The following is a 20,724-nucleotide window of genomic DNA, read 5'->3' as shown; positions in this document are numbered from 1 at the left end:
ATTGGAGGCGAAGTCATGATAAATAAAAAGCAATTTCGGATTTTCACCATTGTTGATTTGGATAAGGAAGAAGAGTATTTACGTGAGATGCACTTGAAAGGTTGGAGGTATAGAATGAGTCGTTTTGGTTTGTTCTATTTTGACCAATGTCAACCAGACGATGTCATCTACTGTATCTATGATTCTAGATTTCTTAAAAAATATAAGTATGAACTGCAAGATTTTAGAGATAGAGGTTGGGAATTAGTAGGAGCAGGTTCTTGTTCGATTCTTCGTAAATCGTCTTCTGATTTACTTCCAGAGGATCAAGTCTATATGAGTAAGGGTCTCAGATGGGAAGTTATGCGATATCGACTTCGTTCATGTACAGCTGCTTTCTCAGGCGGTCTTGTTGTTTGTATGAGTTTGTTTCGAGAAGAACTGTCTCAATCTTTCTTTGTCATTTTTACTCTATATGCCTTTATGATTTCTTATCTAATTTATGGTTATTTCAGACTAAAAAGGAAATACCAAGTAGATGGAAGGTGAGGTTCTAGGTCTTCAGACTGATTTTTAGCACTCTTGATAAAAGAGTGCTAATTTTTTGAGTTTTTGTCTTGACATTCTCTTTTAAGGGTGTATAATAGAATCATGAGTTAGCACTTGAGTGTATCGAGTGCTAATCGATCAGACAGAGAGGAGTGATGAGATGGTTACAGAGCGTCAGCAGGATATTTTAAATCTGATCATTGACATCTTTACCAAAACGCACGAACCTGTCGGATCCAAAGCTTTGCAAGAGTCTATTAACTCTAGCAGTGCAACCATTCGTAATGATATGGCGGCTCTAGAAAAGCAAGGTTTGCTTGAAAAGGCCCATACTTCAAGTGGTCGGATGCCAAGTGTTGCTGGTTTTCAGTACTATGTGAAACACTCACTGGATTTTGACCGACTGGCTGAAAATGAGGTATATGAGATTGTCAAAGCCTTTGATCAGGAATTCTTCAAATTAGAGGATATTCTGCACAAAGCTGCTAATCTACTGACAGACTTGAGTGGCTGTACGGTAGTAGCACTGGATGTTGAGCCGAGCAGGCAACGGTTGACAGCCTTTGATATCGTTGTTTTGGGACAACATACAGCCTTGGCGGTATTCACCCTAGACGAGTCTCGAACGGTTACCAGTCAGTTTCTGATTCCAAGGAACTTCTTGCAGGAGGACTTGCTGAAGCTGAAGAGCATCATTCAGGAACGTTTCCTCGGCCACACCGTTCTAGATATTCACTACAAGATTCGGACGGAGATTCCGCAGATTATCCAGCGTTACTTTACAACAACGGACAATGTTATCGACCTCTTTGAACACATCTTTAAGGAAATGTTCAACGAAAACATTGTGCTAGCGGGCAAGGTTAATCTCTTGAATTTTGCCAATCTAGCAGCCTATCAGTTCTTTGACCAACCGCAAAAGGTGGCTCTGGAGATTCGTGAGGGATTGCGTGACGATCAGATGCAAAATGTCCGTGTTGCGGATAGTCAAGAATCCTGTCTAGCTGACCTAGCTGTGATTAGTAGCAAGTTCCTCATTCCTTATCGAGGTGTTGGAATTCTAGCCATTATCGGTCCGGTTAATCTGGATTACCAACAGTTAATCAACCAAGTCAATGTGGTCAATCGTGTTTTGACCATGAAGTTGACAGATTTTTACCGCTACCTCAGCAGTAATCATTACGAAGTACATTAATATTGAAATTATTAAAGGAGGCGAAAATGGCCCAAGATATAAAAAATGAAGAAGTAGAAGAAGTCCAAGAAGAGGAAGTTGTGGAAACAGTTGAAGAAACAACTCCTGAGAAGTCTGAGTTGGACTTGGCAAATGAACGTGCAGATGAGTTCGAAAATAAATACCTTCGCGCTCATGCAGAAATGCAAAACATTCAACGCCGTGCCAATGAAGAGCGTCAAAACTTGCAACGTTATCGTAGCCAGGACTTGGCAAAAGCGATTCTCCCTTCTTTGGATAACCTTGAGCGTGCACTCGCAGTTGAAGGTTTGACAGACGATGTCAAAAAAGGATTGGAGATGGTGCAAGAAAGCTTGGTTCACGCCTTGAAAGAAGAAGGAATCGAAGAAATCGCAGCTGACGGTGAATTTGACCATAACTACCATATGGCCATCCAAACTCTCCCAGCAGACGATGACCACCCAGCAGATACCATTGCTCAAGTCTTCCAAAAAGGCTACAAACTCCATGACCGCATCCTACGCCCAGCAATGGTAGTGGTGTATAACTAAGATACAAAGCCCGTAAAAAGCTTACAGTAAAAATAGGAGATTGACGAAGTGTTCGATTAGGCAATTCTGACGGTAGCTAAAGCAACTTGTCAGAAAACGGCAATCGCTATGGCGTTTGCCTAGCCTTCTTACTAACTCGTCGTTGAAATAAAATCAATTTCGACTCCTCGTGTCGCAATTTACATAATCGAAACCTTGTCCGAAACGACAATAAACTATGAAGAAAGATAAAAAAGTTGTTTAGCTTTGCAATAGTGAGCGAAGCGAACCAGAGACGATACTCTTCGCCGTTGCGCTATCTGCGTAAACTTTGAGACCTTAGACTCAAAGTTTAGTCAAAGAGATTGACGAAGTCAAGCTCTGACGGCGCCGCCACTTAAGAAGAGTATCAAAAAGAAAAAAGAAGATAAATTTAAGGAGAAAAACACATGTCTAAAATTATCGGTATTGACTTAGGTACAACAAACTCAGCAGTTGCAGTTCTTGAAGGAACTGAAAGCAAAATCATCGCAAACCCAGAAGGAAACCGTACAACTCCATCTGTAGTTTCATTCAAAAACGGTGAAATCATCGTTGGTGACGCTGCGAAACGTCAAGCAGTCACAAACCCAGATACAGTGATCTCTATCAAATCTAAGATGGGTACTTCTGAAAAAGTTTCTGCTAACGGCAAAGAATACACTCCACAAGAAATCTCAGCGATGATCCTTCAATACTTGAAAGGTTACGCTGAAGAATACCTTGGTGAAAAAGTAACTAAGGCTGTTATCACAGTTCCTGCTTACTTCAACGATGCTCAACGTCAAGCAACTAAAGACGCTGGTAAAATCGCTGGTCTTGAAGTAGAACGTATCGTCAACGAACCAACAGCAGCAGCTCTTGCTTACGGTTTGGACAAGACTGACAAAGAAGAAAAAATCTTGGTATTCGACCTTGGTGGTGGTACATTTGACGTCTCTATCCTTGAACTCGGTGACGGTGTCTTCGACGTATTGTCAACTGCAGGGGACAACAAACTTGGTGGTGATGACTTTGACCAAAAAATCATTGACCACTTGGTAGCAGAATTTAAGAAAGAAAACGGCATTGACTTGTCTACTGACAAGATGGCAATGCAACGTTTGAAAGATGCAGCTGAAAAAGCGAAGAAAGACCTTTCTGGTGTAACTTCAACACAAATCAGCTTGCCATTTATCACTGCTGGTGAGGCTGGACCTCTTCACTTGGAAATGACTTTGACTCGTGCGAAATTTGACGATTTGACTCGTGATCTTGTAGAACGTACAAAAGTTCCGGTTCGTCAAGCCCTTTCTGATGCAGGTTTGAGCTTGTCAGAAATCGACGAAGTGATCCTTGTCGGTGGTTCAACTCGTATCCCTGCCGTTGTAGAAGCTGTTAAAGCTGAAACTGGTAAAGAACCAAACAAATCAGTAAACCCTGATGAAGTTGTTGCCATGGGTGCTGCGATCCAAGGTGGTGTCATCACTGGTGATGTCAAAGACGTTGTCCTTCTTGACGTAACACCATTGTCACTTGGTATCGAAACAATGGGTGGTGTCTTCACAAAACTTATCGATCGTAACACAACAATTCCAACATCTAAATCACAAGTCTTCTCAACAGCAGCAGACAACCAACCAGCCGTTGATATCCATGTTCTTCAAGGTGAGCGCCCAATGGCAGCAGACAACAAGACTCTTGGACGTTTCCAATTGACAGATATCCCAGCTGCACCTCGTGGTATCCCACAAATCGAAGTAACATTTGACATCGATAAGAATGGTATCGTATCTGTTAAGGCTAAAGATCTTGGAACTCAAAAAGAACAAACAATTGTGATCCAATCTAACTCAGGTTTGACTGACGAAGAAATCGATCGCATGATGAAAGATGCAGAAGCTAACGCAGAAGCAGATAAGAAACGTAAAGAAGAAGTAGACCTTCGTAACGAAGTAGACCAAGCAATCTTTGCGACTGAAAAGACTATCAAGGAAACGGAAGGCAAAGGCTTCGACGCAGAACGTGACGCTGCCCAAACTGCCCTTGATGACCTTAAGAAAGCGCAAGAAGACAACAACTTGGACGACATGAAAGCAAAACTTGAAGCGTTGAACGAAAAAGCTCAGGGACTTGCTGTTAAACTCTACGAACAAGCCGCAGCAGCCCAACAAGCTCAAGCAGGAGCAGAAGGCGCACAAGCAACAGGAAACGCAGGCGATGACGTCGTAGACGGAGAGTTTACTGAAAAGTAAGATGCAAAGCCCGTTAAAACCTCACAGTGAAAATAGGAAATCTGACGCAGAAACTTTAGTTTCTAGAAAGATTTGTCTTTTTCACCAAGAGGTTAGGGCATGCTCGATTTAGCATTACTAGTTTGATTTTTAAAACTCGAACGTCGTAATGATAAGAAGAAAACCAGAGGTTGCAACCCAGCCTCTGTTTTTCGGTAAAAAGAGTCTAAACCTGATTTATTTGGGATTTGTCTCATCAATATGAAATACAGGAATTGAACCCGACCTAAATCGAGGTTTGATTCAAAATATCAATAGAAAGGAACAAAGGTGTTCAGGGAATTGAACACGGGCTACGGACTGTGCCAAAAAGATAGTTTTTTCTAGGACGCAAGCGTCCGTCGTCAAAACTCCTAGATGGCTGTGTCCGTTTGACGCCCTTTGTATCTTGAATTATGAACAATACTGAATTTTATGATCGTCTGGGGGTGTCAAAAAACGCTTCGGCAGACGAGATCAAAAAGGCTTATCGTAAGCTTTCCAAAAAATACCACCCAGATATCAACAAGGAGCCTGGTGCTGAGGAAAAGTACAAGGAAGTTCAGGAAGCCTATGAGACTTTGAGTGACGACCAAAAACGGGCTGCCTATGACCAATACGGTGCTGCTGGAGCCAACGGTGGCTTTGGTGGTGCTGGTGGTTTCGGCGGTTTCAATGGGGCAGGTGGCTTCGGTGGTTTTGAGGACATCTTCTCAAGTTTCTTCGGCGGAGGCGGTGCTTCACGCAATCCAAATGCTCCTCGTCAGGGGGATGACCTCCAGTATCGTGTGAATTTGACCTTTGAAGAAGCTATTTTTGGAGCTGAAAAAGAAGTTAAGTACAACCGTGAAGCTAGCTGTCGTACATGTAATGGTTCTGGTGCTAAGCCAGGAACAAGTCCAGTCACTTGTGGACGCTGTCATGGTGCTGGTGTCATTAACGTCGATACGCAGACTCCGCTTGGTATGATGCGTCGCCAAGTAACCTGTGATGTCTGTCACGGTCGCGGAAAAGAAATCAAAGATCCATGTACAACTTGTCACGGCACAGGGCATGAAAAACAAGCTCATAGCGTACATGTGAAAATCCCTGCTGGTGTGGAAACAGGTCAACAAATTCGCCTAGCTGGTCAAGGTGAGGCTGGCTTTAACGGTGGACCTTATGGTGACTTGTATGTAGTAGTTTCTGTGGAAGCTAGCGATAAGTTTGAACGTGAAGGAACCACTATCTTCTATAATCTGAACCTTAACTTTGTCCAAGCAGCTCTTGGTGATACAGTTGATATCCCAACGGTTCACGGTGATGTTGAATTGGTTATCCCAGAGGGAACTCAGACTGGTAAGAAATTCCGTCTACGCGGCAAAGGAGCTCCGAGCCTTCGTGGCGGTGCAGTTGGTGACCAATACGTTACTGTTAATGTCGTAACACCGACAGGCTTGAACGACCGCCAAAAAGCAGCCTTGAAAGAATTCGCAGCTGCAGGTGATTTAAAAGTCAATCCAAAGAAAAAGGGCTTCTTTGACCATATTAAAGATGCCTTTGAAGGAGAATAAAGCAAAAAGAGCCGTCGGGCTCTTTTTAAAGCGTAAACAAGCTATATCCCGTCAACTATACACCACAATTTAGACAACGCATTCACCATTTCATAGCTAATACTCTTCAAAAATCTCTCCAAACTACGTCAGCGTCGGCTTGTCGTAGATATATGTAACTGACTTCGTCAGTCTTATCTACAACCTCAAAACACTGTTTTGAGCAACCTGCGGCTAGTTTCTTAGTTTGCTCTTTGATTTTCATTGAGTATAAATCAAATACTTTCCCAGACTTTCCACCGTAATGAAAACACCTGAAAGCGTTTGATTTCAGGTGTTCGGAAACTTTGAGACCTAGGCTCAAAGTTTAGGTATGGAACTTCGAAGAAGGTCGCTACCGTCCGTCATTACTTAAGGAAAGTCTTAAAAAATCTATAAACTAAAAAGAGCCGAGTGGCTCTTTTTACTTATCTTCGATTTCCTGTGTTTCTTTGATCACAGCTAGATTAGTCTGGATATCTTTTTCCAAGACCTTAAACTTGTAAGTCAGGTCTTCTTGGTATTTCTTGATGAGTTCTTTTTGTTGGTCAATGATTTGCAGGCTGTTTTGGATAATATCCACATCATCCTTGATAGCTTGAACGCGGTCAGTGGTATTCAAGACTTCATCTGTGATGGTTTGGCGATTTTTTGTGACCAGATAACTTCCGGCTGCAGCTCCTGCAAATAGCAGTAGGTTGGATAATTTCATAGCAACTCCTTAGGCGTTTTTGATGGTTTCAGCGACTTGAGCAAGTTTGTCAAAGTCTGGTTCGTGGGCGATAAAATCAATCTTGAGGTCATCGTCCGCACTGTAGCGAGGCACGAGGTGAACGTGGGTATGAAAGACTGTTTGACCAGCGACTTCTTCACAGTTGGCCATGATATTCATACCAGCAGCCTGGGTAGCTTTCATGACTTTTTGAGCTACTTTTGGTACTTGGGCAAAGAGTTGGCTGGCGCTAGTAGCGTCCATTTCCAAAAGATTGCGATAGTGTTCTTTTGGCACGACCAAGGTGTGTCCTGGTGTTACTTGAGAGATATCAAGAAAGGCAAGAACCTGCTCATCTTCATATACTTTTGAAGCAGGAATTTCCCCTGCGATGATTTTACAAAAAATGCAATCTGACATAAAATCTACCTCTACTGTATTGAATTTTGATATAATATAGCTACATTATACCAGATTTGGAGAAAATATGTTAGAAATTAAAAACCTGACAGGTGGCTATGTTCATGTTCCTGTCTTGAAAGATGTGTCCTTTACTGTTGAAAGTGGGCAGTTGGTCGGTTTGATTGGTCTCAATGGTGCTGGAAAATCAACGACGATCAATGAGATTATCGGTCTGTTGACACCTTATAGTGGCTCCATTAATATCAATGGTCTGACCTTGCAAGCAGATGCGACTAACTATCGCAAGCAGATTGGCTATATTCCTGAGACACCTAGTTTGTATGAGGAATTGACCCTCAGAGAGCATATCGAAACGGTTGCCATGGCTTATGGTATTGAGCAGAAAGTGGCTTTTGAACGAGTGGAGCCCTTGTTAAAAATGTTCCGTCTGGATCAAAAATTGGATTGGTTTCCAGTTCATTTTTCTAAAGGGATGAAGCAGAAAGTCATGATTATCTGTGCTTTTGTGGTGGATCCGAGTCTCTTTATCGTGGATGAGCCTTTCCTTGGTCTTGATCCCTTGGCTATTGCAGACTTGATTCAGCTTTTGGAAGTGGAAAAGCAAAAGGGTAAGTCTATTCTCATGAGTACTCACGTGCTGGATTCGGCTGAGAAGATGTGCGATGCCTTTGTTATTCTTCACAAGGGTGAGGTGCGTGCCAAGGGAAATCTCCTGCAACTGCGCCAAGCCTTTGATATGCCTGAGGCTAGTTTGAATGATATTTACTTGGCTCTGACCAAAGAGGAGGAGCTATGAAAGACTTGTTTTTAAAGAGAAAGCAGGCTTTTCGTAAGGAGTGTCTTGGTTATCTGCGCTATGTTCTCAATGACCACTTTGTCTTGTTCCTGCTTGTTCTGCTGGGCTTTCTAGCCTACCAGTACAGTCAACTCTTGCAACATTTTCCCGAAAATCATTGGCCTATCCTTTTGTTTGTAGGAATTACCTCTGTTTTACTTTTGCTTTGGGGTGGAATTGCCACCTATATGGAGGCTCCAGACAAGCTCTTTCTCTTGGTCGGAGAGGAGGAAATCAAGCTTCATCTCAAGCGTCAAGCTAGCATTTCCCTAGCCTTTTGGCTCTTTGTCCAGACCCTTTTCTTGCTGTTATTTGCGCCCCTATTTTTGGCAATAGGTTATGGTTTGCCTGTTTTTCTGCTCTATGTGCTTTTATTTGGATTAGGAAAATATTTCCTCTTTCGTCAAAAGGCCAGCAAATTTTTTACGGAAACTGGACTGGACTGGGACTATGTTATTGCCCAAGAAAGCAAGCGTAAGCAAGTCTTGCTTCGTTTCTTTGCCCTCTTTACTCAGGTAAAGGGAATTTCAAACAGCGTCAAGCGACGAGCTTATCTGGACTTTATCCTAAAGGCTGTTCAGAAGGCGCCTGGAAAGATTTGGCAAAATCTTTATCTGCGTTCTTATCTGCGAAATGGAGACCTCTTTGCGCTTAGTCTGCGTCTGCTCTTGCTTTCCATACTGGCTCAGGTCTTTATCGAGCAAGCTTGGATTGCAACAGCAGTGGTGGTTCTCTTTAACTACCTTTTGCTCTTCCAGTTGCTGGCCCTCTATCATGCCTTTGACTACCAGTATTTGACCCAACTCTTTCCGCTGGACAAGGGGCAAAAGGAAAAAGGCTTGCAGGCGGTAGTTCGAGGATTGACCAGTTTTGTTTTACTTGTGGAATTAGTTGTTGGGGTGATTACCTTCAAAGAAAAACTAGCCCTTCTAGCCGTACTGGGAGCTGGTTTGGTTTTACTAGTCTTGTATTTGCCTTATCAGGTCAAACGTCAGATGCAGGACTAATCTTACCTATATGATACTAAAAAAGAAGTTGAGTTCAGTTTGTCTCAGCTTCTTTTTAGTTACTACAGGATAATGGTTGGTCCGTAGAGACACAACTTTGTCTTGACCTGGTCCAAGTGGAAGCGGTCATAGGTCCGCCAAGCAGCGCGAGTAGGAGCATCTGGATCAAGAGCGCTAAGTCCCATGAGAAGACTGGAAGTCTGGTAAAATTTTTCCAATTCAATCAAGACTCGATTATCCACTGTCTCAGCCTTGGCTAGAAAGCTAAGAATAGAGTTTAATTGCTCCTGAAAGCGGACGTCGTCAGCGCTTGCCTGTTTGCATGCTTGGTAGGCTTTGTTTAAGTCAGTTATCAAAGTCTGAGCTCTTTTGATAGGGTCTGTATCTGTCATGAGAATTCCTCCTTTAATCTGGGTGCCAGTCTTGATTCTAGTAACTGTGTTTTGATACTGTCAGTTTATCACTTTTATCTCCTTTTTCACCATCAAATCTTTAATTGTCATTGAAATTTCCTGAATGGTACTGTTAAGATTTTATGATAAAATAGTTGTAAGATTATCATGCTTATTTGAGGAGCAAACTACCCTTTAGGAGCGTTAAAGGCCTGTTTAGGATTTGGTGGGCTTGTATCAAAGTATTTTTGCTATTCTCTTTTTAGGAAGAAATCGAAACAAGGAGAGTAAAAAGATGAGAATATTTGTTTTGGAAGATGATTTTTCCCAACAGACTAGAATTGAAACGACGATTGAGAAGCTTTTGAAAGAACATCAGATCATTCCCAGCTCTTTTGAAGTTTTTGGCAAGCCAGACCAACTACTGGCAGAGGTGCATGAGAAGGGAGCTCATCAACTATTCTTTTTGGACATTGAGATTCGAAACGAAGAGATGAAGGGTCTAGAAGTGGCTAGAAAGATTCGGGATCGGGATCCTTATGCCCTCATCGTCTTTGTGACGACTCACTCAGAGTTTATGCCCCTGTCCTTTCGCTACCAAGCGTCTGCTCTGGACTATATTGATAAGGCCTTGTCAGCAGAGGAGTTTGAATCTCGTATCGAGACAGCCCTCCTTTATGCCAATGGTCAAGACACTAAGAGTCTAGCGGAAGATTGCTTTTACTTTAAATCAAAATTTGCTCAATTCCAGTATCCTTTTAAAGAGGTTTACTATCTCGAAACGTCCACAAGACCCCATCGTGTTATTCTCTATACCAAGACAGACAGGCTGGAATTTACAGCGAGTCTAGAGGAGGTTCTCAAACAGGAACCACGTCTCTTGCAGTGCCACCGCTCTTTTCTCATCAATCCTGCCAATGTGGTTCGTTTGGATAAGAAAGAAAAACTACTTTTCTTTCCCAATGGTGGGAGCTGTATGATCGCGCGTTATAAGGTCAGGGAAGTGTCTGAAGCTATCAATAACTTGCATTGAGCTAGGAGAGTTTATGAATATTGCTTGGATATTGTTGTATACACTTGTTACTCATGGACTAGAAATTGTCATTTTCTTTAAGGTGGATGGAATTGGTCTCACTTTTGAGAGGATTTTTAAGGCCTTTCTTTTTAAGATACTGTTGGCCTTTGTTTTTTTAATGATTGATTATATGGTAGGAGATAGTTACCTATTTTATTTTATGGAACCCTTGTACGGCATAGGCTTATCTTTCTTATTGTTAAGAGGACTTCCTAAAAAATTCCTTCTCTTTTATGGTCTCTTTCCAATGATGTTGGTGAATCTCTTTTATAGAGGGGTCTCCTATTTTGTGCTTCCATTTTTGGGGCAAGGAATTGTAGGTAAAGATAGCAATCCTATCTTTTTATTGATAACGATATTCGTTTGCTTCATAGTTTTAGTCTTTTTGAAATGGTTGGACTATGATTTCACTAACTTGAGAAAGGAAATTCTAGATAAAGCTTTTCAAAAGTCTCTGACTAAGATTAACTGGATAATGGGGGCTTACTATCTAGTGATGCAAAGTCTGTCTTACCTTGAATATGAACAAGGTATTCAATCAACGACTGTTCGCCATCTCATCCTAGTATTTTATCTACTCTTTTTTATGGGGGTTATTAAGAAATTAGATACTTATTTGAAGGAAAAACTTCAGGAAAAACTGTACCAAGAGCAGGCCTTGCGCTACAGAGATATGGAACGCTATAGTCAGCATACAGAAGAACTTTACAAGGAAGTCCGGAGCTTTCGTCATGACTACACCAATCTTTTGACCAGTTTACGTCTGGGCATTGAAGAGGAGGATATGGAGCAGATAAAAGAGGTCTACGACTCGGTCTTAAAGGATTCTAGTGAAAAATTGCAGGACAATAAATATGACCTTGGACGACTCGTGAATATTCGTGATAAAGCTCTCAAAAGTCTCCTAGCAGGAAAATTTCTAAAAGCCAGAGATGAGAACATAGTCTTTAATGTCGAAGTTCCTGAGGAGATTCAAGTCGAGGGGATGAGCCTGCTTGATTTTCTAACCATTGTGTCTATCCTTTGTGACAATGCTATTGAAGCTAGTGCAGAGGCCAGTCAACCTCATGTTTCAATTGCCTTTTTTAAAAATGGAGCACAGGAGACCTTTATCATCGAAAATTCTATCAAAGAAGAGGGGATCGATATTTCTGAAATCTTCTCCTTTGGAGCCAGTTCTAAAGGGGAGGAGAGAGGAGTTGGTCTCTATACCGTTATGAAGATTGTGGAAAGTCATCCCAATACTAGTCTAAATACCACTTGCCAAAATCAAGTCTTTCGTCAGGTTTTAACAGTTCACTCGATGTCGGTTGATGATTAGAAAATTTATTGAAAGAAGTACTGCCCAAAGTCATCAATTAAAATACTATAGTATGAGAGGTGTATTAAATGAATAAGAAATCCTTTTTTATCATCTGTTCTACGTTGATTATAGCATCGAATCTTCTCATGATTTCCGTGGTGAACAAGGGAGAAGAAACAGGGAGCAACCTGTTTGTGATTGCTATAGCTTGTGTTTTGCTACCAGCCTTTTTATATGCAGTTGAAAACAGACTTACTTCAATGGTAAGAGTAGAATCAATACTCCTGATTCAGTTGACAGTTATATCCCTACTCCGTCTTATCAACAGAATAGGGAGTACGTCTGAAATCCTCAACATTATCATTATCCTTCTATTTTTTGCAAGTGGGACAGCTGCTATCCTTGTTGCAATCATGAGAATATATGAGAACAGACGGAAGTAAGGGTGAATAGCTTTCTATTTTATATTTTCACATTGTTAAGTTTCCATAGGGCAAGTATGTTTTTCATGCTTGCTTTTTAAATTTTTTAACAATTCAAGATGTTTTGATGACCATTCGTGATTTGAGTGATCCAATGTCAAAATAAGTGCTATACTAGCAGTGTAAAGGTTCTTGCTCAACTAAGGTAAAGCACACATCTAGGAGGAAATCTTATGAAGAAAAAAATACTTGTCATTTTCGTTCTGTATCTAATCATGTCCATCTTTCTATATCCGCTCAGGGAGAGTGTTTGGTATCATCTATTTTATACAATAGCCTATCTGATTGCGGTTATGATCTATCTTGCTTTAACTAAAAAGAAAGGAGCAAAAAAATGAAAACTTTTCTTGCTAAAAAACGGAACATCTTTCTTACGAGATTGTTCCTAGGGCAGTTGCCCTTACTTGTTTTTACTTATCTATTTCTATCTCGTCAGTTTTTAAATTTTTCCTTAGTCCTCCAATTTCTTTTAGTGGTTATTAACTTGGCTTCTATTTTGGTTACTGTTTATCTCACTAGGGAAATGAGGATAAGAGAGTTTGAAGATGATGATTTGGTTAGTCCTAGAACCAATCAACTCATGTATATCGGCTTGACAGGTTTTATGTCTATTATTTGTTTGTATAGGGGTATCACAGCAGGAGAATTCTATCAACAATTAATTGCCTATATTGGTGCCATTCTCTGCTTGATTATCATGCTTCTACTCATTTGGGGCTTGAAGTATTATAAGAAGTAGCTTGCCTTCTCCTTCTGACAGAATCTTTGATTAGAAGGCTCTATTAAACTGTCCGTGAAATAAGTGAATGGAGGTATTTAAAATGAAATATAGATTATTTCTTGTTATTTTCTTGAGTAGTATTTTGAATATTCTTTTAGGGACATTTTTACAAATCTCTAATGTATCAATTGGGTGGCTTGTTCTCTACAGTGGATTATTTGAAGCAGGCGTTTTCCTTCTTGCTAATAAAGGTTTGGCGGTAAAAATCAAGGAAGTAGACATTCGAAACCGCTTTAAATTTATTTTTGAAAAAACCTTATGGTTTCAAATTCTTTTGCTCATCTTTTTGATGGTCAAACTTTATCTTGGTTTGGATGCGAGGTTAATTTTATTCTATGGACATATTTTCATTGTCTTTAATGCCTTAATGTATCTATTATCTAGTAGTCAGGTCAGCCTTAAAAAGAACAAACTGTCTTCATAATCTTGCAGTAGTAGAGCCTGACAAGGGGAGGTATTAGGCTAGCCTCTGTCTTGTAGATAGTGGGGAGGATTTATATGAAAAAATATCCTATTCTTTTCAAAACGAGTGCCATTCTTTCTTATTTATTTTTGTTTTTTGGATTGTTTTGGACAACCCGATTTTGGAGCAATTATTGGGAGTTCTCGTCTTGGGTAGGAAATCTTATTTGGATTCGAAACATCATCAGTCTTCTCTTTATCGGCTTGATGGTTTGGATTTTGGTCAGGTCGGGCCATGCTTATCTCTTTCGCATCCCTAGGAAAAAGTGGTTGAGCTATTCTGTCCTGACGGTGTTAGCCGCTGTTGTGCTGATATGCTTTAACTATCTGACAGCTAAACACGTTCAAGGAACCAATGAAGGGTGGAATTTGTTTATTGCCTATAGTGAGACAAATTTTGCGGAGTTTGGTGTTTACCTAACCTTAATCGTACTAGGACCTCTGATGGAAGAATTGGTATGTAGGGGATTGCTTCAACATGCCTTCTTTAAGAATTCGAGATGGGGGCTGGATCTTCTCTTTCCGTCATTCTTATTTGCCTTGCCCCACTTTTCTAGCTTGCCAAGTCTCGCAGATATTTTTGTCTATACGGCAGTGGGCTGTCTATTTGCCTGTCTAACACGTTATACGAAGAGTATCTATCCTTCTTATTCGATTCATATTGTTAATAATATCATTGCAAACTTACCATTTTTGCTGACTTTTCTACATAGGGTCTTGGGGTAAAAAAATAAAAGGCTTGCTTTTCAGCCATAGAGGAGGTCATCATGTATAAACACTTATTTTTCCTAGATTCCAAAACCTTAGACTGGTTGACACCTTATATTCTAGTCTTGGCTTCTGACACCATTGCCTTTAACGTTTTTGTGCTAACCTTTGTATCTGTTGTGGTCTTTTATTTTCTGAATCCCATGCTATCTTTAATGGCTATCGTCTTAGGGGCTGGCTATGTGGTCGGATTTTGGCTATTAATACTCAATGAAAATCAAAGAGCAAACTAGGAAACTAGCAGCAGGTTGCTCAAAACAGTGTTTTGAGGTTGTGGATAGAACTGACGAAGTCAGTAACCATACCTACGGCAAGGCGACGTTGACGTGGTTTGAAGAGATTTTCGAAGAGTATAAAATGGTTTGTTTTGGAAAGACTAAAGCTAAAGGATGACTTGTAGGAAAGTCTGTTGAGGAGGATAATTTTATGGAGTTTTTTGATAAATTTCATGCCTTTTGTTTTGGATTTTTAGTACTAATAATCGTCATTACAGTTCCTTATACGATTAACCATGGGGATTTTTTTCAAAATGAGCCTGCACTGATGATTGTAAGTCTTCTAGTAACCTCGCTGAGTGTTGCTTATGCTAGAAAGTTTGAAATGATTTCTTTTGGGATGTTAAGCAGGAAACAATTTTTACTTTTCATTGCTATCTTTCTTCTAAGTGTGCTTGAGACGTTGGTTTATATTCATTTCTTCGCTGTTTCTTCTGGCGCGGGAGTTCAACACTTGGCGGAAGTCAGCAGAGGAATTTCTCTGTCTTTGATTTTGACTTCCTCAGTTTTTGGACCCATCCAGGAGGAACTCATTTTCAGAGGACTTCTTCAAGGTGCAGTTTTTGACAATTCTTGGTTAGGGCTTGTGCTAACTTCCTCTCTCTTTTCTTTTATGCATGGACCTTCTAATGTCCCTTCGTTTATTTTTTATCTACTTGGGGGCTTGTTGCTGGGATTCGCTTATAAAAAGAGCCAAAACCTATGGGTTTCTACTCTAGTTCACATGTTTTACAATGCTTGGCCACTCTTAACTTATTTCTAAAAATCATGAAAAGGTAAGCAGAAGACGGTGCTTGCCTTTTTCTTTCTAGAATCCTAGCCCAAGCTAATCCAGATGCCTTTCTTTGAGAATCGGGTGTGGAGCGGTTGACGAATAGACCAAAAACTAGTAGAATAGTAAGGAAACTTTATACGGAGGAAAGAAATGGATTTGGGTGATAATGAGCTAATACTGACTCCCATACCTGGGAAAAGTGGCAAGGCTTATATGGGTAGCTATCCTGATGGGAAGCGCATCTTTGTAAAAATGAACACCTCTCCAATCCTACCTGGTCTAGCTAGAGAACAAATTGCTCCACAATTATTATGGAGTCGCCGTTTGGCAGATGGTCGTGATATGAGTGCTCAAGAATGGTTGACAGGCAAGATATTGACCCCCTATGATATGAATCGTAAACAAATCGTCAATATTTTAACCCGTCTTCATCGCTCACGTCCGTTGATGACACAGTTGAGTCGTTTGGGATATGTCATGGAAACACCTGTAGATTTACTACAGTCTTGGCAGGAAACGGCTCCAGATGCTTTGCGTAAAAATCATTTTATCAGTGAAGTGATGGCTGATTTACGTCAGACTATTCCAGGATTTAGAGAGGACTATGCGACCATTGTCCATGGAGATGTACGACATAGTAATTGGATTGAGACAGACAGTGGCTTGATTTATTTGGTAGATTGGGATTCGGTTCGCTTGACCGACCGCATGTTTGATGTGGCCCATATGCTCTGCCATTATATTCCAGAACATCAGTGGAAGGAATGGTTGACCTACTACGGTTACAAGTATAATCAAACGGTATTAAATAAATTGTACTGGTATGCTCAATTATCTTATTTGAGTCAGATTTCCAAGTATTATATGAACCAAGATTTAGAAAATGTCAATCGGGAGATCCATGGCTTGCGTCACTTCCGAGACAAGTATGGAAAGAGAAGATGAGAGTTAGAAATCGTAAAGGGGCAACAGCATTACTAGAGGCAAATCCCCAGTATGTGGTCCTCAATCCCTTGGAAGCCAAGGGGAAATGGCGGAGCTTGTTCGGAAACGACAATCCCATTCATGTGGAGGTTGGAAGTGGAAAGGGTGCCTTTGTTTCAGGTATGGCCAAGCAAAATCCTGACATCAACTATATCGGGATTGATATTCAAAAGTCTGTTTTGAGCTACGCTTTGGACAAGGTGCTTGAAGTTGGAGTGCCTAATATCAAGCTTCTGTGGGTGGATGGTTCTGATTTGACAGACTACTTTGAAGACGGTGAGATTGATCGCTTGTATCTGAATTTTTCAGATCCATGGCCGAAAAAACGCCATGAAAAGCGTCGTTTGACCTACAAGACTTTCTTGGATACCTTCAAGCGTATCTTGCCTGAAAATGGAGAAATTCATTTCAAGACAGATAACCGTGGCTTGTTTGAGTACAGCCTAGTGAGCTTTTCTCAGTATGGTATGAAGCTCAATGGTGTCTGGCTTGATTTACATGCCAGTGATTTTGAAGGCAATGTCATGACAGAATACGAGCAAAAATTCTCCAACAAGGGGCAAGTTATTTACCGAGTTGAGGCTCAGTTTTAATCTAAAGAGATGTCGAAAACTGTTTCGCACTCAAAAAGTAAAACAAATCATATATTTTAAGGATTTAGTTCTGTATTGCACAGGATTAGGTCCTTTTAGTTTGCTTTCAAAACAGGTGGTTTTTGCTAAGAGTGTATTTGCGGCCAGATAAGTGGTATAATGAAAAGGTTATGAGAAATAGTATAAATCCTCTTGTATTCTATCTTTTCTTTTTTCTTGTCATACTTGGTTTGATTTTTTCTGATTATCAACAACAGAGACAAGTAGAGGTGCAGGCAGAAAAAGAGGTTCAAGTAGAAAAAACTGAAACAACTATTGAAACCAGTGAAGGAGAGAAAAATAAGGTTATCGAAGACAGATTAGCCACGATGACCTTGGAAGAGAAAGTAGGACAATTATTTTGGGCTAGAGTTCCTTCTAATCATCAGATAGAAGATCTTCAATCTTATCATTTGTCTGGTTATATCTTATTTGGCAGAGATTTTGAGGGTCGAAGCATAGAGGATATAAAGGCTTTGACAAAGAGTTACCAAGCTGCTGCCAAGATTCCTTTATTGATTGGTTCAGATGAAGAAGGAGGGACAGTGACTCGTATCAGCTCGATTTTAGAAACTCCTTTTCAATCTCCTATGGCACTTTATCAGCAAGGGGGAATGGAGGCGGTGCTTTCTGATACCAAGCAAAAGGCAGAGCTGTTAAAATCTGTTGGGATCAATGCAGGACTTTTCCCAGTTGCGGATCTTGCAAGGAATCAATCAGCCTTCATTTATGATCGAACGATTGGACAAGATGCACCAACAACTGCAAGCTATGTTCAGCAGGTCGTAGAAGAACTTAAACAGAGTAAGGTTGGGTCAACCTTGAAACATTTTCCAGGATATGGCGATAATGGAGATAGTCATACCGCTGTTATCCAAGACAACCGTTCTCTGGATGAATTAAGACAAGCTGATTTTCTTCCCTTTCAAGCTGGGATAGATGCAGGGGCAGATAGCGTCTTAGTCTCTCACAATATCCTATCTAAAATTGACACAGTGCCATCATCTATCTCACCGAAAATCACGGACCTTCTTCGTAAGGAACTGCATTTCAAAGGTGTCATTCTGACAGATGATTTTGATATGGCGGGATTAGCCGATTTTGTCAGTCAGGAAGAAGCTGCTTTTCAAGTGATTGTAGCTGGAAATGATTTGATTCTAGGGTCTTCCTATCAAACCCAGATTCCTTATCTATTAAAGAAAATTTCCTCTGGAGAGTTGACAGAAGAGCGTATTGATGAGTCTGTCAGACGAATTTTAACTTGGAAATACGATTTGGGCTTATTAGGAGCGTCGCAGTAAGTCTTGTAAGCCCAGACAAAAAGCTTCAAGGTCAAATCCTTGCAGGTTGGCTTGATTTGTGTTATAATTATAACAAGAATATGAGAAAGTGAGGCGGGGAAATATCTTCGCCTCTTGCTTGTGAGGAGGTGGACGCAATCGCAACTATCGTAGAATTAGTCAGAGAAGTCGTAGAACCTGTCATTGAAGCTCCCTTTGAACTCGTTGATATCGAGTACGGAAAGATTGGCAGTGACATGATTCTTAGTATTTTTGTAGATAAACCAGAGGGAATTACCTTGAACGACACAGCGGACTTGACAGAGATCATCAGTCCTGTCCTAGATACTATCAAGCCAGATCCCTTCCCAGAACAATATTTTCTAGAAATCACCAGCCCAGGCTTGGAGCGTCCTTTGAAAACTAAGGAAGCAGTCGCTGGAGCAGTTGGGAAATACATCCATGTTGGACTTTACCAAGCCATCGATAAGCAAAAGGTCTTTGAAGGAACCTTGCTATCCTTTGAAGAGGATGAGTTGACTATGGAATATATGGACAAGACACGTAAGAAAACGGTCCAAATCCCATACAGTTTGGTATCAAAAGCACGTTTAGCAGTAAAATTATAGTAAAAGAAAGGAAGCTTTTGAAGATTCAAAAGTGAATAGAAGATGAGTAAAGAAATGCTAGAGGCCTTCCGCATTTTGGAAGAAGACAAGGGAATCAAAAAAGAAGACATCATTGATACAGTGGTGGAATCACTTCGTTCAGCCTATCGCAGACGCTATGGACAGTCTGACAGTGTAGCTATCGATTTCAACGAAAAGACAGGTGACTTTACTGTCTACACTGTCCGTGAAGTTGTTGATGAAGTATTTGATAGCCGTTTGGAAATCAGCTTGAAAGATGCTCTTGCCATTAACTCAGCTTACGAGCTTGGGGACAAGATTAAATTTGAAGAAGCACCAGGTGAGTTTGGTCGTGTAGCAGCTCAATCTGCCAAACAAACCATCATGGAAAAGATGCGCAAGCAAACACGTGCCATTACCTACAATACTTACAAAGAGCATGAACAAGAAATCATGTCAGGTACTGTAGAACGCTTTGACAACCGCTTTATCTATGTCAACCTCGGCAGTATCGAAGCCCAATTGTCAAAACAAGACCAAATTCCTGGAGAAGTTTTTGCTTCTCATGACCGTATCGAAGTGTATGTCTACAAGGTTGAAGATAATCCTCGTGGTGTCAACGTCTTTGTGAGCCGTAGCCATCCAGAAATGATCAAACGTTTGATGGAGCAAGAAATTCCAGAAGTTTATGATGGAACTGTTGAAATCATGAGCGTGGCCCGTGAAGCTGGTGACCGTACTAAGGTTGCTGTTCGTAGCCACAATCCAAACGTGGATGCGATCGGGACAATCGTTGGACGTGGTGGTGCTAACATCAAGAAGATTACTAGTAAATTCCATCCAGCTCGCTATGATGCTAAGAGCGACCGTATGGTGCCAATCGAAGAAAACATCGACGTTATCGAATGGGTAGCCGATCCAGCTGAATTTATCTATAACGCTATCGCTCCTGCTGAAGTTGACCAAGTTATCTTTGATGAAAACGACAGCAAACGTGCCTTGGTGGTTGTTCCTGATAACAAGCTTTCTCTTGCCATTGGTCGCCGTGGACAAAACGTTCGTTTGGCAGCTCATTTGACAGGCTATCGTATTGATATCAAGTCTGCAAGTGAGTTTGAAGCCATGGAAGAAGCTGATTTGGTAGACTTGGAAGCAGAAAACGATACTGTTGAAGAATAAAAACTGCTAGAGGAGGGAAAGATGAAAACGAGAAAAATCCCTTTGCGCAAGTCTGTTGTGTCTAACGAAGTGATTGATAAGCGTGATTTGCTCCGTATTGTCAAGAACAAGGAAGGACAAGTCTTTATCGACCCGACAGGCAAGGCCAATGGCCGTGGCGCTTATATCAAGCTAGACAATAAAGAAGCCTTAGAGGCGAAAAAGAAGAAGGTCTTTAACCGCAGCTTTAACATGGAAGTGGAAGAAAGCTTTTATGACGAGTTGATCGCTTACGTGGATCACAAAGTGAAAAGAAGAGAGTTAGGACTTGAATAAGCAAAAGATAAGTAATCTCTTGGGACTTGCTCAGAGAGCAGGGCGGATCATATCGGGTGAAGAATTGGTCGTTAAAGCGATTCAAGATGGCAAGGCCAAGTTGGTCTTTCTCGCCCATGATTCTGGACCCAACCTAACCAAGAAGATTCAAGATAAAAGCCATCATTATCAAGTAGAAATTGTAACCGTGTTTTCAACACTGGAATTAAGCATAGCAGTCGGGAAACCGAGAAAGGTTTTGGCTGTAACAGATGCTGGATTTACAAAGAAAATGAGGTCTCTTATGGAATAGAAGAGGAG

At 40.9% G+C, this 20,724-nt stretch carries 25 protein-coding genes; 22 read left to right on the top strand and 3 right to left on the bottom strand.

All coding sequences use genetic code 11. From position 1 onward, the window contains the following. The first annotated feature begins 15 nt into the window (after window positions 1–15). The 5 genes from D2908_RS06305 (at window position 16) to dnaJ (ending at window position 6,097) form a co-directional block, all read left to right on the top strand. Window positions 16–528 (top strand): DUF2812 domain-containing protein, encoded by a 513-nt coding sequence (locus D2908_RS06305; RefSeq protein WP_117305711.1) that lies wholly within the window; start codon window positions 16–18, stop codon window positions 526–528. A gap of 160 nt (window positions 529–688) precedes the next feature. Beyond that, complete coding sequence (gene hrcA, locus D2908_RS06300) at window positions 689–1,723, top strand: heat-inducible transcriptional repressor HrcA (protein ID WP_117305710.1); 1,035 nt, start codon at window positions 689–691, stop codon at window positions 1,721–1,723. A gap of 26 nt (window positions 1,724–1,749) precedes the next feature. Further along, window positions 1,750–2,274 (top strand): nucleotide exchange factor GrpE, encoded by a 525-nt coding sequence (gene grpE, locus D2908_RS06295; RefSeq protein ID WP_117305708.1) that lies wholly within the window; start codon window positions 1,750–1,752, stop codon window positions 2,272–2,274. 428 nt (window positions 2,275–2,702) lie between these two features. Next, window positions 2,703–4,526, top strand: a complete 1,824-nt coding sequence (dnaK, locus tag D2908_RS06290) for a molecular chaperone DnaK (protein ID WP_117305706.1) — start codon at window positions 2,703–2,705, stop codon at window positions 4,524–4,526. Window positions 4,527–4,960: 434 nt separating this feature from the next. Continuing rightward, window positions 4,961–6,097 carry a molecular chaperone DnaJ gene (dnaJ, locus tag D2908_RS06285; protein WP_001066319.1) on the top strand — a complete coding sequence of 379 codons (1,137 nt, stop codon included), beginning with the start codon at window positions 4,961–4,963 and terminating at the stop codon, window positions 6,095–6,097. A gap of 442 nt (window positions 6,098–6,539) precedes the next feature. On the opposite strand, the gene D2908_RS06280 is transcribed toward dnaJ, so the two are convergent. Together D2908_RS06280 and D2908_RS06275 are read right to left on the bottom strand one after the other, a co-directional pair. Next, on the bottom strand, window positions 6,540–6,827 hold the full coding sequence (locus D2908_RS06280) for a hypothetical protein (RefSeq protein WP_117305705.1): 288 nt from the start codon (window positions 6,825–6,827) through the stop codon (window positions 6,540–6,542). 9 nt (window positions 6,828–6,836) lie between these two features. Then, window positions 6,837–7,247 (bottom strand): HIT family protein, encoded by a 411-nt coding sequence (locus tag D2908_RS06275; RefSeq protein WP_117305703.1) that lies wholly within the window; start codon window positions 7,245–7,247, stop codon window positions 6,837–6,839. Between the two features lie 67 nt (window positions 7,248–7,314). On the opposite strand from D2908_RS06275, the gene D2908_RS06270 reads away from it, so the two are divergent. Together D2908_RS06270 and D2908_RS06265 are read left to right on the top strand one after the other, a co-directional pair. Further along, window positions 7,315–8,046, top strand: coding sequence for an ABC transporter ATP-binding protein (locus D2908_RS06270; RefSeq protein ID WP_117305701.1), 732 nt, complete (start codon window positions 7,315–7,317; stop codon window positions 8,044–8,046). After that, the gene (locus tag D2908_RS06265; protein WP_117305700.1) at window positions 8,043–9,092 is read left to right on the top strand and encodes an ABC transporter permease; all 1,050 of its coding nucleotides are present in this window, start codon (window positions 8,043–8,045) and stop codon (window positions 9,090–9,092) included. Before D2908_RS06270 ends, D2908_RS06265 begins: the two co-directional genes overlap by 4 nt. A gap of 62 nt (window positions 9,093–9,154) precedes the next feature. On the opposite strand, the gene D2908_RS06260 is transcribed toward D2908_RS06265, so the two are convergent. Then, window positions 9,155–9,484, bottom strand: coding sequence for a helicase BlpT (locus D2908_RS06260; RefSeq protein ID WP_117305698.1), 330 nt, complete (start codon window positions 9,482–9,484; stop codon window positions 9,155–9,157). A gap of 295 nt (window positions 9,485–9,779) precedes the next feature. On the opposite strand from D2908_RS06260, the gene D2908_RS06255 reads away from it, so the two are divergent. The 15 genes from D2908_RS06255 (at window position 9,780) to D2908_RS06175 (ending at window position 20,716) form a co-directional block, all read left to right on the top strand. Beyond that, window positions 9,780–10,517: a LytTR family DNA-binding domain-containing protein gene (locus tag D2908_RS06255; RefSeq protein ID WP_117305696.1), complete on the top strand. Its 738-nt coding sequence runs from the start codon at window positions 9,780–9,782 to the stop codon at window positions 10,515–10,517. Between the two features lie 13 nt (window positions 10,518–10,530). After that, on the top strand, window positions 10,531–11,880 hold the full coding sequence (locus tag D2908_RS06250; RefSeq protein WP_117305694.1) for a sensor histidine kinase: 1,350 nt from the start codon (window positions 10,531–10,533) through the stop codon (window positions 11,878–11,880). A 798-nt stretch (window positions 11,881–12,678) separates the two neighbouring features. Beyond that, window positions 12,679–13,083, top strand: a complete 405-nt coding sequence (locus D2908_RS06235) for an immunity protein (protein WP_117305688.1) — start codon at window positions 12,679–12,681, stop codon at window positions 13,081–13,083. Between the two features lie 82 nt (window positions 13,084–13,165). Further along, the gene (locus D2908_RS06230) at window positions 13,166–13,549 is read left to right on the top strand and encodes an immunity protein (protein ID WP_165847453.1); all 384 of its coding nucleotides are present in this window, start codon (window positions 13,166–13,168) and stop codon (window positions 13,547–13,549) included. Window positions 13,550–13,623: 74 nt separating this feature from the next. Beyond that, window positions 13,624–14,313: a CPBP family intramembrane glutamic endopeptidase gene (locus D2908_RS06225; protein WP_117305685.1), complete on the top strand. Its 690-nt coding sequence runs from the start codon at window positions 13,624–13,626 to the stop codon at window positions 14,311–14,313. 41 nt (window positions 14,314–14,354) lie between these two features. After that, entirely contained in the window at window positions 14,355–14,588 is a 234-nt protein-coding gene (gene blpZ / locus D2908_RS06220) for an immunity protein BlpZ (RefSeq protein WP_117305683.1), read from the top strand. After that, a complete protein-coding gene (locus tag D2908_RS10145) occupies window positions 14,566–14,748 on the top strand; it encodes a hypothetical protein (RefSeq protein WP_240628276.1) in 183 nt (60 codons plus the stop codon). Before blpZ ends, D2908_RS10145 begins: the two co-directional genes overlap by 23 nt. A 33-nt stretch (window positions 14,749–14,781) precedes the next feature. Next, window positions 14,782–15,393, top strand: a complete 612-nt coding sequence (locus tag D2908_RS06210) for a type II CAAX endopeptidase family protein (RefSeq protein ID WP_117305681.1) — start codon at window positions 14,782–14,784, stop codon at window positions 15,391–15,393. A gap of 162 nt (window positions 15,394–15,555) precedes the next feature. After that, complete coding sequence (locus tag D2908_RS06205; protein WP_049494967.1) at window positions 15,556–16,350, top strand: phosphotransferase family protein; 795 nt, start codon at window positions 15,556–15,558, stop codon at window positions 16,348–16,350. Further along, window positions 16,347–16,982 (top strand): tRNA (guanosine(46)-N7)-methyltransferase TrmB, encoded by a 636-nt coding sequence (trmB, locus tag D2908_RS06200; RefSeq protein ID WP_117305680.1) that lies wholly within the window; start codon window positions 16,347–16,349, stop codon window positions 16,980–16,982. Before D2908_RS06205 ends, trmB begins: the two co-directional genes overlap by 4 nt. Window positions 16,983–17,152: 170 nt before the next feature. Then, complete coding sequence (locus D2908_RS06195) at window positions 17,153–18,322, top strand: glycoside hydrolase family 3 N-terminal domain-containing protein (RefSeq protein ID WP_117305678.1); 1,170 nt, start codon at window positions 17,153–17,155, stop codon at window positions 18,320–18,322. Between the two features lie 128 nt (window positions 18,323–18,450). Continuing rightward, window positions 18,451–18,930 carry a ribosome maturation factor RimP gene (gene rimP, locus D2908_RS06190; protein WP_117305676.1) on the top strand — a complete coding sequence of 160 codons (480 nt, stop codon included), beginning with the start codon at window positions 18,451–18,453 and terminating at the stop codon, window positions 18,928–18,930. Window positions 18,931–18,972: 42 nt separating this feature from the next. Then, complete coding sequence (gene nusA / locus D2908_RS06185; RefSeq protein WP_049494960.1) at window positions 18,973–20,109, top strand: transcription termination factor NusA; 1,137 nt, start codon at window positions 18,973–18,975, stop codon at window positions 20,107–20,109. A 21-nt stretch (window positions 20,110–20,130) separates the two neighbouring features. After that, on the top strand, window positions 20,131–20,424 hold the full coding sequence (locus D2908_RS06180; RefSeq protein WP_117305675.1) for a YlxR family protein: 294 nt from the start codon (window positions 20,131–20,133) through the stop codon (window positions 20,422–20,424). Next, window positions 20,417–20,716: a YlxQ-related RNA-binding protein gene (locus tag D2908_RS06175; protein ID WP_117305673.1), complete on the top strand. Its 300-nt coding sequence runs from the start codon at window positions 20,417–20,419 to the stop codon at window positions 20,714–20,716. Before D2908_RS06180 ends, D2908_RS06175 begins: the two co-directional genes overlap by 8 nt. The last annotated feature ends 8 nt before the right edge of the window (window positions 20,717–20,724 follow it).

The sequence above is a fragment of the Streptococcus sp. LQJ-218 genome (assembly GCF_003428885.1).
Lineage (GTDB): Bacteria > Bacillota > Bacilli > Lactobacillales > Streptococcaceae > Streptococcus.
The sequence above is the reverse complement of the archived record's forward strand: the minus strand, read 5'-3'. Positions and strand labels throughout refer to the sequence as shown.

Excerpts from the sequence above, each read along its gene's own strand:
- D2908_RS06270 (WP_117305701.1), top strand. The coding sequence starts at position 7,315 with ATGTTAGAAATTAAAAACCTGACAGGTGGCTATGTTCATGTTCCTGTC.
- nusA (WP_049494960.1), top strand. The coding sequence starts at position 18,973 with ATGAGTAAAGAAATGCTAGAGGCCTTCCGCATTTTGGAAGAAGACAAG.
- grpE (WP_117305708.1), top strand. The coding sequence starts at position 1,750 with ATGGCCCAAGATATAAAAAATGAAGAAGTAGAAGAAGTCCAAGAAGAG.
- D2908_RS06280 (WP_117305705.1), bottom strand. The coding sequence starts at position 6,827 with ATGAAATTATCCAACCTACTGCTATTTGCAGGAGCTGCAGCCGGAAGT.
- dnaK (WP_117305706.1), top strand. The coding sequence starts at position 2,703 with ATGTCTAAAATTATCGGTATTGACTTAGGTACAACAAACTCAGCAGTT.
- D2908_RS06305 (WP_117305711.1), top strand. The coding sequence starts at position 16 with ATGATAAATAAAAAGCAATTTCGGATTTTCACCATTGTTGATTTGGAT.
- D2908_RS06180 (WP_117305675.1), top strand. The coding sequence starts at position 20,131 with ATGAAAACGAGAAAAATCCCTTTGCGCAAGTCTGTTGTGTCTAACGAA.
- D2908_RS06210 (WP_117305681.1), top strand. The coding sequence starts at position 14,782 with ATGGAGTTTTTTGATAAATTTCATGCCTTTTGTTTTGGATTTTTAGTA.
- hrcA (WP_117305710.1), top strand. The coding sequence starts at position 689 with ATGGTTACAGAGCGTCAGCAGGATATTTTAAATCTGATCATTGACATC.
- D2908_RS06230 (WP_165847453.1), top strand. The coding sequence starts at position 13,166 with ATGAAATATAGATTATTTCTTGTTATTTTCTTGAGTAGTATTTTGAAT.
- D2908_RS06260 (WP_117305698.1), bottom strand. The coding sequence starts at position 9,484 with ATGACAGATACAGACCCTATCAAAAGAGCTCAGACTTTGATAACTGAC.
- blpZ (WP_117305683.1), top strand. The coding sequence starts at position 14,355 with ATGTATAAACACTTATTTTTCCTAGATTCCAAAACCTTAGACTGGTTG.
- trmB (WP_117305680.1), top strand. The coding sequence starts at position 16,347 with ATGAGAGTTAGAAATCGTAAAGGGGCAACAGCATTACTAGAGGCAAAT.
- D2908_RS06265 (WP_117305700.1), top strand. The coding sequence starts at position 8,043 with ATGAAAGACTTGTTTTTAAAGAGAAAGCAGGCTTTTCGTAAGGAGTGT.
- D2908_RS06250 (WP_117305694.1), top strand. The coding sequence starts at position 10,531 with ATGAATATTGCTTGGATATTGTTGTATACACTTGTTACTCATGGACTA.
- dnaJ (WP_001066319.1), top strand. The coding sequence starts at position 4,961 with ATGAACAATACTGAATTTTATGATCGTCTGGGGGTGTCAAAAAACGCT.
- D2908_RS06205 (WP_049494967.1), top strand. The coding sequence starts at position 15,556 with ATGGATTTGGGTGATAATGAGCTAATACTGACTCCCATACCTGGGAAA.
- D2908_RS10145 (WP_240628276.1), top strand. The coding sequence starts at position 14,566 with ATGAAAATCAAAGAGCAAACTAGGAAACTAGCAGCAGGTTGCTCAAAA.
- D2908_RS06195 (WP_117305678.1), top strand. The coding sequence starts at position 17,153 with ATGAGAAATAGTATAAATCCTCTTGTATTCTATCTTTTCTTTTTTCTT.
- D2908_RS06235 (WP_117305688.1), top strand. The coding sequence starts at position 12,679 with ATGAAAACTTTTCTTGCTAAAAAACGGAACATCTTTCTTACGAGATTG.
- D2908_RS06225 (WP_117305685.1), top strand. The coding sequence starts at position 13,624 with ATGAAAAAATATCCTATTCTTTTCAAAACGAGTGCCATTCTTTCTTAT.
- D2908_RS06275 (WP_117305703.1), bottom strand. The coding sequence starts at position 7,247 with ATGTCAGATTGCATTTTTTGTAAAATCATCGCAGGGGAAATTCCTGCT.
- D2908_RS06255 (WP_117305696.1), top strand. The coding sequence starts at position 9,780 with ATGAGAATATTTGTTTTGGAAGATGATTTTTCCCAACAGACTAGAATT.